Annotated in this window: 1 protein-coding gene; it reads right to left on the reverse strand. The window is 75.5% G+C overall.

All coding sequences use genetic code 11. The annotated features are described in order from the left end of the window. The coding region (locus H0H10_RS01570; protein ID WP_188178960.1) for a ketoacyl-synthetase C-terminal extension domain-containing protein at positions 1-742 on the reverse strand (742 nt) is incomplete at both ends.

Genomic DNA, 742 nt, shown 5'->3' on the forward strand with positions numbered 1-742 from the left:
TTCGGCGTAGGCGGGGTAGGCGTCGTAGAGCTCCATGCCCATGCCGGTGCGCTGCGCGCCCTGGCCCGTGAACAGGAACGCCGTCTTCCCCGGTGTCACCGCGTCCCGTACGACGCCGGCGGCGGGGGTGCCGGATGCCAGCGCCCGCAGACCGGCGAGCAGTTCGTCGCGGTCGGCGCCGACGACGACCGCACGGTGCTCGAAGGCCGTCCGGCTCGTGGCGAGCGCCCAGCCGACGGCCGCCGCGTCCGGTGCCTCGTGCCGCTCGGCGTACGCCAGCAGACGCGCGGCCTGGTCGGACACGGCCTCCGGCGTACGGCCCGACAGCACCCACGGGGTCGCCGGCAGGGCAGCGGCCGGCGCGTCCTCGACGACGACGTCGGCGGCCGGCGGCTCCTCCAGCACCACGTGCGCGTTGGTGCCGCTGATGCCGAACGACGACACCGCGGCGCGCCGCGGACGCCCGGACGCCTCCCACGGACGGGCCTCGGTCAGCAGCTCGACCGCGCCCGCCTCCCAGTCGACGTGGCTGGTCGGCCGGTCGACGTGCAGGGTCTTCGGCAGGACGCCGTGCCGCATCGCCTCGATCATCTTGATGACGCTGCCGACGCCGGCCGCGGCCTGGCTGTGGCCGATGTTCGACTTCAGTGACCCCAGGTAGAGCGGGCGTCCGTCGGCCGGCCGGTCCTGGCCGTAGGTGGCGAGCAGGGCCTGGGCCTCGATCGGGTCGCCGAGCCGGGTG

Source organism: Streptomyces griseicoloratus, assembly GCF_014534645.1.
Classification (GTDB): Bacteria; Actinomycetota; Actinomycetes; order Streptomycetales; family Streptomycetaceae; genus Streptomyces; species Streptomyces griseicoloratus.